The organism is Cupriavidus sp. MPR-AND1C, from assembly GCF_058809705.1.
This window is the reverse complement of sequence record NZ_JBXASU010000054.1, coordinates 42,239-50,578: the sequence shown is the minus strand read 5'-3', so window position 1 is coordinate 50,578 and position 8,340 is coordinate 42,239. Positions and strand designations below refer to the sequence as shown.

The 8,340-nt window shown below is 67.2% G+C and carries 9 protein-coding genes and 1 pseudogene; 6 read left to right on the top strand and 4 right to left on the bottom strand.

Annotated elements, in window-relative coordinates:
• Window positions 1-316, top strand: a 316-nt coding sequence (locus tag AC1RWI_RS25070) for an Mpo1-like protein (RefSeq protein WP_492869422.1), incomplete at its 5' end; no start/stop codon positions are given.
• Between the two features lie 13 nt (window positions 317-329).
• Here AC1RWI_RS25070 and AC1RWI_RS25065 read toward each other — a convergent pair.
• A complete protein-coding gene (locus AC1RWI_RS25065) occupies window positions 330-1,703 on the bottom strand; it encodes a YihY family inner membrane protein (protein WP_043344992.1) in 1,374 nt (457 codons plus the stop codon).
• Between the two features lie 158 nt (window positions 1,704-1,861).
• On the opposite strand from AC1RWI_RS25065, the gene wrbA reads away from it, so the two are divergent.
• The 3 genes from wrbA to AC1RWI_RS25050 all read left to right on the top strand — a co-directional run bounded on the left by wrbA (window position 1,862) and on the right by AC1RWI_RS25050 (window position 4,421).
• On the top strand, window positions 1,862-2,467 hold the full coding sequence (wrbA, locus tag AC1RWI_RS25060) for an NAD(P)H:quinone oxidoreductase (protein ID WP_043344989.1): 606 nt from the start codon (window positions 1,862-1,864) through the stop codon (window positions 2,465-2,467).
• On the top strand, window positions 2,464-2,913 hold the full coding sequence (locus AC1RWI_RS25055; protein WP_082054815.1) for a DUF2069 domain-containing protein: 450 nt from the start codon (window positions 2,464-2,466) through the stop codon (window positions 2,911-2,913). Before wrbA ends, AC1RWI_RS25055 begins: the two co-directional genes overlap by 4 nt.
• Before the next feature lie 86 nt (window positions 2,914-2,999).
• Window positions 3,000-4,421, top strand: a complete 1,422-nt coding sequence (locus AC1RWI_RS25050) for an FAD-binding oxidoreductase (RefSeq protein WP_492869419.1) — start codon at window positions 3,000-3,002, stop codon at window positions 4,419-4,421.
• A gap of 21 nt (window positions 4,422-4,442) precedes the next feature.
• Here the strand turns inward: AC1RWI_RS25050 and AC1RWI_RS25045 are convergent.
• The 3 genes and pseudogenes from AC1RWI_RS25045 to AC1RWI_RS25035 all read right to left on the bottom strand — a co-directional run.
• Window positions 4,443-4,670 (bottom strand): annotated as a pseudogene (locus AC1RWI_RS25045) (DUF2145 domain-containing protein); the annotation flags it as partial.
• Window positions 4,671-4,758: 88 nt separating this feature from the next.
• The gene (locus AC1RWI_RS25040) at window positions 4,759-5,301 is read right to left on the bottom strand and encodes a gamma carbonic anhydrase family protein (protein ID WP_043344984.1); all 543 of its coding nucleotides are present in this window, start codon (window positions 5,299-5,301) and stop codon (window positions 4,759-4,761) included.
• A gap of 305 nt (window positions 5,302-5,606) precedes the next feature.
• Window positions 5,607-6,257 carry a DsbA family oxidoreductase gene (locus AC1RWI_RS25035; RefSeq protein ID WP_043344982.1) on the bottom strand — a complete coding sequence of 217 codons (651 nt, stop codon included), beginning with the start codon at window positions 6,255-6,257 and terminating at the stop codon, window positions 5,607-5,609.
• A gap of 342 nt (window positions 6,258-6,599) precedes the next feature.
• Between AC1RWI_RS25035 and AC1RWI_RS25030 the strand changes: the two genes are divergently transcribed.
• Together AC1RWI_RS25030 and AC1RWI_RS25025 are read left to right on the top strand one after the other, a co-directional pair.
• On the top strand, window positions 6,600-7,088 hold the full coding sequence (locus tag AC1RWI_RS25030; protein WP_043344981.1) for a VOC family protein: 489 nt from the start codon (window positions 6,600-6,602) through the stop codon (window positions 7,086-7,088).
• A gap of 2 nt (window positions 7,089-7,090) precedes the next feature.
• Window positions 7,091-8,314: an FAD binding domain-containing protein gene (locus AC1RWI_RS25025; protein WP_043344980.1), complete on the top strand. Its 1,224-nt coding sequence runs from the start codon at window positions 7,091-7,093 to the stop codon at window positions 8,312-8,314.
• Window positions 8,315-8,340: the final 26 nt, after the last annotated feature.

Here is an 8,340-nt window from a genome sequence, read left to right as displayed (position 1 = left end):
GCCCCAGGCCCACCCCCGTGAGTTCGAGAATTTCGCCGCCTTCTACCCCTTCTACCTGAACGAGCACCGCAACCCCACTTGCCGCCGCCTGCATTTCGCCGGCTCCACCGTGGCATTGCTGTGCCTGCTTGCACTCCTGCTCAGCGGCAACTGGTGGTGGCTGGCAGCGGCCGCGGTGTCCGGCTATGCCTTCGCCTGGGTCGGCCATTTCGGCTTCGAGAAAAACCGGCCCGCCACCTTCCGCCATCCGCTCTACAGCCTGATGGGCGACTGGGTGATGTACGGCGATATCTGGCGCGGCAGGATTCCCTTCTAGGCCTGCGAGGCCTTCAGACCTGGCCGTGCCAGCCGGGCGGTACCACCTCCAGGGTGCGCCGCGCGGAATCGGCGGGGCGTTCCTGGGCGGCCGTCCCGGTCTGCGTTTGCGCCTGTTGGTCCTGCTGGTCCTGTTGCTGGCGCCGGAACACGGCCTCGAGCGGCTGGTCCAGGCGCGGGTTGTCCAGCACCTGCTTGAGCGCATCGGCACCCCGCAACTGCTGCGCCAGCGCCGTGCGCGGCAAGCGCGGCAGGTTCAGCACCAGCCGGTCGTGCAGCGTGCGCAGCGTCACCTGGCCCGGATCGCACAGCAGCGCCCAGTGCGCCTGGCCGCGATCCTGCGCCAGCCTGCCGACCAGATGCATGCCCTTGAGCTTGCCGAGCAGGCCAGCCAGGTAGTCCGCCTCCACCCGCAGCTTGCGCCCCAGGTCGAGCTCGCCGACGCTGCGCGGCACTTCATCCCGCGCCCGATAGAGCAGGTAGAGCACGCCCAGCGCGTCGAAGAACTCGCTGCCAGCAAAGGTGCGGCGGCGCCAGTAGCCCTGCCGGATCACCGGCAGGTTGGCGGCGATGGTGGCACCCAGCAGCGTCACCAGCCAGCTCAGGTAGATCCACAGCAGGAAGATCGGCAGCGCGGCAAAGGTGCCGTAGACCGCGGTGTAGGTCGGGATATGGGTGACGAAGTAGCCGAAGCCGCGTTTGGCCAGCTCGAAGGCCAGCGCTGCCACCAGCCCGGCGGCGATCGCGTCGCGCCACTCCACGTTGGCGTTGGGCACGGCCGTGTAAAGGAAGGCAAAAGCGACCGCCGACAGCAGCACCGGCGTCAGGCCGACCACCAGTCCCAGCCCGAACGGCATGGTGCCGACATAACCAGCCGAGACCGAGATCAGGTAGGAGCTGATCGACAGGCTGGCGCCAATCAGCACGGGGCCCAGCGTCAGCACGGCCCAGAACACCAGCACGCGCTGTGCCAGCGGGCGGCGTTGCTTGACGCGCCAGATCGCGTTGAGCGCGTCCTCCACCGTCAGCATGGTGAGCACCGAAGTCACCATCAGGCCACCCAGGCCCACCGCCGTGAGGCCCTTGGCATTCTTGGCGAACTGGCCAAGGTAGCTGGTGATGGAATTACTGACGTTGCCAGGAATCAGGTTCTGGAACAGGAAGGATTCGGTCGCGCTGCGGAACTCGCGGAACACCGGGAAGGCCGCCAGCAAGGCGAAGGCCACCGTCAGCACCGGCACCACCGCCAGCACCGTGGTGAATGTCAGGCTGGCCGCGACCTGCGGCAAGCGTCCTTCGCCGGCGCGGCGCAGCGCGTAGCGCGTGAGCGCGCGTAGTTTTTGCAGATTCCATTCCCTGCGCAGGCGAACGATGCGGGCGGCTAACATGCGGGGGCAAACTCCTTACCGGATTCCGTGGCGAGGCCGCAACTATAATACGCGCATTGCCCTCGCGCGCCGCGCAAGGCACAAACCCGGCCTGCCTCCCGGGACCGCTCCATCCTGGCGCCACCCCGGTTACACCGTCAGGCGCCGTAGCCCCGTCCATGACCGAACTCCTAGTCCTCTACTACAGCCGCCACGGCAGCACCCGCAAGCTGGCCGAACTCATCGCCACCGGCATCGACAGCGTGCCCGGCGCCCAGGCGCGCCTGCGCACGGTGCCGCCGGTCTCGACGGTGAGCGAAGCCACCGCTCCGGATATCCCCCCGCAAGGCCCGCCCTACGCCGAACTGCGCGACCTCGAGGAATGCGCGGGCCTGGCCCTGGGCAGCCCCACGCGTTTCGGCAACATGGCCGCGCCGATGAAGTACTTCCTCGACGGCACGGTGGCCCAGTGGCTGTCCGGCGCCCTCACCGGCAAGCCCGCCTGCGTGTTTACCGCCACCGGCAGCCTGCACGGGGGCCAGGAAACCACCTTGCTGTCCATGATGCTGCCCCTGCTGCATCACGGCATGCTGGTCATGGGCCTGCCCTATTCGGAAAGCGCGCTGATGACCACCACCGGCGGCGGCACGCCCTACGGCCCAAGCCACCATGCGCGCGTGGACAACAGCGCGCCGGTGTCCGAGGAGGAAGCCGCGCTCGCTCGCGCCATGGGCAAGCGCCTGGCCGAGACCGCGCTGCGCCTGGCCGGCGGGAGCCGCGCATGAGCGCCGCCCCGAAAGTCCCGGACGTGTCGCACGCCACGGCGCCGTCCACCGCTAACGCCAGCGACGGCGCGCTGCACAATGCCGCCCTGTGGCGCGTGAGCGCCGGCAGCCTGATTGCGCTGATCGTGCTGTGCATCGCCTGGGAATGGTTCCTGGCGCCGCTGCGCCCGGGCGGCTCGTGGCTGATCCTCAAGTTCCTGCCTCTGCTGCTGCCGCTGCGCGGCGTGCTGACCCGCAACCGCTACACCATGCAGTGGTCGTCGATGCTGATCCTGCTGTTCTTCACCGAAGGCATCGTGCGCGCCACCAGCGACCGTGCGCCATCGTCCACACTGGCGTGGGCCGAAGTGGCGCTGACGCTGCTGTTCTTCTTCGGCACCATCCTCTACCTGCGCCCTTACAAGCGCCGCGCCAAGGCCCTGCAGCCGGCCAAGCCCGGCAAATGACCACGCCGGCGAGCTCGCCATCAGCCCGCACCGATCCATCTCAGCGCGGCCGCTCTCGCAGCAGCCGCCCTCCCGGACCCACCGCCATGAACGCCTCGCACCTCGACTCCTTCCTTGCCCTGTGCCGCGCCGCGCTCGGCGAGCAGCACGTGCTGACCGACGCCGCCGATCAGGCCCCCTACCTGACTGACTGGCGCAAGCGCTACACGGGCGAGGCAGTGGCGGTGCTGCGGCCGGGCTCAGCGGAGGAAGTCGCCGCCGCCGTGCACGCCTGCCACGCGCACAAGCTCGCCGTGGTGCCGCAAGGCGGCAATACTGGGCTATGCGGCGGCGCCACGCCGCAGGCGGACCAAGCTTCGGTGGTGATTTCGCTGCAACGCTTGAACCGCGTGCGGCAGGTGGACCCGCTCAACAACACCATCACCGTGGAAGCCGGCGTGATCCTGCAGCAACTGCAGGACACCGCGCGCGAGCATGCGCGGCTGTTCCCGCTGAGCCTGGCCGCGGAAGGCAGCTGCACTATCGGCGGCAACCTCTCCACCAACGCGGGCGGCACAGCCGTGCTGCGCTATGGCAATACGCGCGAGCTTTGCCTTGGGCTGGAGGTGGTAACGCCTGCCGGCGAGATCTGGGACGGCCTGCGCGGCCTGCGCAAGGACAACACCGGCTATGACCTGCGCGACCTGTTCATCGGGGCGGAAGGCACGCTCGGCATCATCACCGCCGCCGTGATGAAGCTCTATCCGCTGCCGCGCGCTCGCGTCACCGCGCTGGCAGCCGTGGCCAACCCGCGCGCTGCGCTGGCCCTGCTGGCCATCGCCCAGCAGCGCGCGGGCGCCATGCTGACCGGCTTTGAGCTGATGTCCGAGCGGTGCCTGTCGCTGGTCACCACGCATTACCCGCAACTGCGCTATCCGTTCGACCGCCCGCACCCCCAAGTCGTGCTGCTGGAACTGTCCGACAACGAAAGCGAAGACCATGCGCGCGCCATCTTCGAAGCGCTGATGGAAACTGCCTTCGAAGCCGGCGTGGTGCAAGACGCGGTAGTCGCCGAATCCGTGCAGCAGTCACGCGACTTCTGGAACCTGCGCGAACATATCCCGCTCGCCCAGGTCGACGATGGCAAGAACATCAAGCACGACATCGCCGTGCCGATCTCGCGCATCGCCGATTTCATCGACACCACCGACGCCCTGATCCAGCAAGCCTTCCCCGGCGCGCGCATGGTCACCTTCGGCCATCTCGGCGACGGCAACCTGCACTACAACGTGTCGCCGCCCGTGGGCGAAAGCCACGATGCCTTCCTCGGCAACTCGGAAGCCATCAACCTGATCGTGCATGACAGCGTGCATGCGCATCGCGGCTCGATCTCCGCCGAACATGGGCTGGGACAGCTCAAGCGCGAGGAGAACCGCCGCTACAAGAGCGGCGTGGAGCTGGCGATGATGCGGGCGATCAAGCAGGCGCTCGATCCCCAGGGCTTGATGAATCCGGGCAAGGTGATCTGACAGGAAATGCCCGCCGGTGGCTTAGCGCGCCGCCGGAATTTCCACGACCTGCCAACCCTCGTTGCGGTCCGCCAGGAATCGCATCACGGAATCGACGGTGACGGTCCTGATGCGATCGGAGAAGCGCAGTTCAGTGGGATGGTCGTCAAAGGCCACGTTGGCCTTGAACACGCGGCCACCCAGGCGCTTGAACGTACCGATCTTCATCTCGGACTGCTGGTAACCAGCCAGCCTGAGCCAGGCCTGCGCCATCCTGCAGGCGCAGCAGCAGGCGATCGGCGATCTGCTTGGGAGAGACGAGCGGCCGGGCTATCCCGCGAACCAGGCGGGCAACCTTTCAACCGCCCGTCAACTCCGCCACGTGCTGGTCCTTCAGCTTGACGTAGTTGGCCGCCGTATAGCGGAAGAAGCCAAGCTCCTTCTCCGTCAACGCCCTCGCCTCTTTCGCCGGACTGCCGACATAGAGATGCCCGCGCTTGAGCACCTTGCCAGGAGGCACCAGGCTGCCGGCGCCGAGGATCACTTCATCCTCGATCACCGCGCCGTCCATCACGATGGTGCCCATGCCGATCAGGATGCGGCTGCCTATCGTGCAGCCATGCAGCAGCGCCTTGTGGCCGATCGTCACGTCGTCGCCGATGGTGAGCGCAAAACCATCGGGATTGAACGGCCCGGCGTGCGTGATGTGCAGCACGCTGCCGTCCTGCACGCTGGTGCGCGCGCCGATGCGAATGCGGTGCATGTCGCCACGAATGGTCACCAGCGGCCAGACGGAGCTGTCCGCGCCGATCTCTACGTCGCCGATCACGACGGCACTGGGGTCGACGAACGCGCGGTCGCCGAGTTGGGGGGCCTTGCCCTGGAAGCTGCGAATGGTCACGATAGAAGCCTGGATACGGAAAGTCGCCAATCAAGCGCGCGCTGCGGCGCCCGGATGGCGCCGGGTCAGCGTGGAGCGCGCCGGTTCGAGCATTCTAATCCGCTGGCTGCCTGCATCGCCGCGTCGCGTGATTCGCATGGGCAAGGTGTCAATCCAAGTGCCTGAATTGCGCTGAAGCACGCACGCATTGCGCCAAAGCCTCCCCCATTGCCTGCTTGAACAATGCCGGCTTCCCGAAATGCCGCCCGAGACGCGGTCTCGAAATCTTGCCGTCCTGCTCGATGGCACGCGCTGCGCGCTCACTATCAAATGGCCTCTGCCACGCCCGCCTGCAACGCCTTCCCCATGATCGAAGGCGGCTGCGCCCCGGCTATGACGGCATTGCCGATCCGGATCGTGGGCACGGAGCGCCCCCCCTCGCGCTGCGCCTTGGCCTGCGCCACCTCGACCTGCGCTTCGCCGTCGGTGCCAGACAGGTGGTCCTGTACGGCTTGCGCATCGAAACCAGCCGATACGGCCAGCGGCACGAGTACATCGATCAGGCCGATGTGCTCGCCGCGGGAGAAGTACGCAGCGAAGATGGCATCGAACAACGCTTCCACCATGGCTGCGCCGCCGGTCTGTTGGGCGAAAGCCATCAGCTGGTGCGCAAGCCGGGTGTTGGGCGTGACCGTGATCAGGTCATAGTTGAAATCCAGTCCGGCGCGCCGGCCCATCATCGCCACCTCCACATCCATAGCCTGCGAGCGGGCCCAGCTGCCGAACTTCGCAGTGCGATAGGCCTTGCGGTCGGCGCCTTCCAGCGGCATGGCCGGGTTGAGCTCGTAGGGCACATAGGAAATCGCAGGGGCAACCTCGGTCGACATGCGCCCGATGGCCGTCTTCAGGTTGCGATAGCCGATCCAGCACCACGGGCAAATGAAGTCATAGGTGATCTGGATGTCGACGGGATGCATGACGGCTCCTTGCCTAAGTGATGGAGCCAGCGTAGATGGCGGCCCGTACCAGCGCAATGACATGCCAGCGCAAACCTGCTTTGCTGCCCATGCAACGCTCCTTTGCCCCCGACATGCGTTCTCTGCTGGCCCCGACGCTTCTACGATGCAACACATACACACGTACGCTGGAGCCACACATGAACACCCACGACGCATAGAAGTGGCGCAGCCGGCATGCAGCATTGTGCCGATCAGGGTAAGCCCTCCCCTTTTTCGCTCTTGGCCGTTCTCTTCAGCTGCCCTACAATTTATCACACGATCACTAATCGATCGATCAATAGTAGAGTAACAGAGGCAACCATGACCATCCGCAAGCTCGCGCACTTCTCGATCCGCACCACGGACGTCGAGCAATCCTGCGCTTTCTACGAACGCATTCTCGGCTTCAGGCAAGGCTATCGCCCGCCCTTCGACTTCCCCGGCGCGTGGCTGTACATGGGCGGGGATGAAGGTGACTTCGGCACGGTCCACATCATCGGCGCCGACCCCGGCAACCCCGGCGGGCTGTCCGCCTACCTCGGCGACCGCGCCCCCTCGGCGGCGGGCACCGGCACCCTCGACCACATCGCGTTCCTGGCCACGGGCGTGGCGCAGATGTGGGCGAAGCTGGAAGCCGAGGGCATCCCATGGCGCGACCGCACGGTCCCCAGCCTGGGCCTGCATCAGGTGTTCATCGAGGACCCTTCCGGCGTCACCATCGAACTGAACTACCCCGCCGCCGAGGTGGCGGGCCTTGAAATCCCGGGCAACGGCGCGCGCGCGCCCCACCCCGAAGTGGCAGGAGACTGATCATGACAACCCGATCGACAAGGCCGAAGGCCATCATCGTGGGCGGCTCGCTGGGCGGGCTGTTCGCGGCCAACCTGCTTGCCCGCGGCGGGTGGGAAGTGGAGGTATGCGAGCGCGTTCCCGAAGCCCTTGCCGGGCGCGGCGCAGGCATCGTCACGCACCCGGAATTGTTCGAGGCCCTGGCCGCCGCCGGGGTCGAGGTGGACGACGCCATCGGTGTGCAGGTGAAGTCCCGGCTGACGCTGGGCCAGGACGGCAGCGTGCTGTCGCAGCGTGAGCTGCCGCAAACGCTGACGGCTTGGGGCAAGATGTACCACGTGCTGCGATCCGCCTTCACCGGGGGCACCTACCACACGGGCGCCAATGTGGTGTCGGTGCGCAGCGAGCCCGGCCGCGCCGTGGTGATGCTGGACGACGGCTCGATCCATCACGCCGATCTTGTCATCGCCGCGGACGGCTTGCGCTCCGCAATGCGCGAGGACCTGTTGCCCGGGGCCAGGCTCCAGTACGCAGGGTACATCGCCTGGCGCGGCCTGGTGGACGAGACGAGCCTGAGCAAAGCCACGCGCGACATGCTGTTCGAGAAGTTCGCCTTCTGCCTGCCGCCGCGCGAGCAGATTCTCGGCTACCCGGTGGCGGGCCAGGGCAACAGCACCCGGGTTGGCGAGCGCCGCTACAACTTCGTGTGGTACCGCGCCACCAGCGAAGACGTGGACCTGCCCGACCTGCTGACCGACGCCAGCGGCAAGCGCTGGTCCGGCGGCATCCCGCCGGCGCTGATCCGCCCGGACGTGCTTGCCAGCATGGAGCAAGCCGCGCTGGCCAACCTGGCGCCACAGTTCGGCGAGGTCGTGACCAAGGCCGCGCAGCCGCTGTTCCAGCCCATCTTCGACCTTGAGGTGCCGCGCATGGCCTTCGGGCGCGTGGCGCTGCTCGGCGACGCCGCCTTCGTGGCTCGCCCGCACTGCGGCATGGGCGTGACCAAGGCCGCGGGCGACGCCATCGCGCTGGTCAAGGCACTGCAAGCGCATGACAGCGTCAGTGCCGCACTGGAAAGCTACAGCGCCGAGCGCGTGCAGGTGGGCGCGGCCATCGTCCAGCACGCGCGCCACCTCGGCGCCTACATGCAGGCGCAGCTCAAGAACGAGACCGACCGCCATATGGCCGAGCGCTATCGCACGCCGGAAGCCGTGATGCGCGAGACGGCGGTGTCGACGCGCTTCTGAGCGCACCGCCGCACTCCCGCCAGACC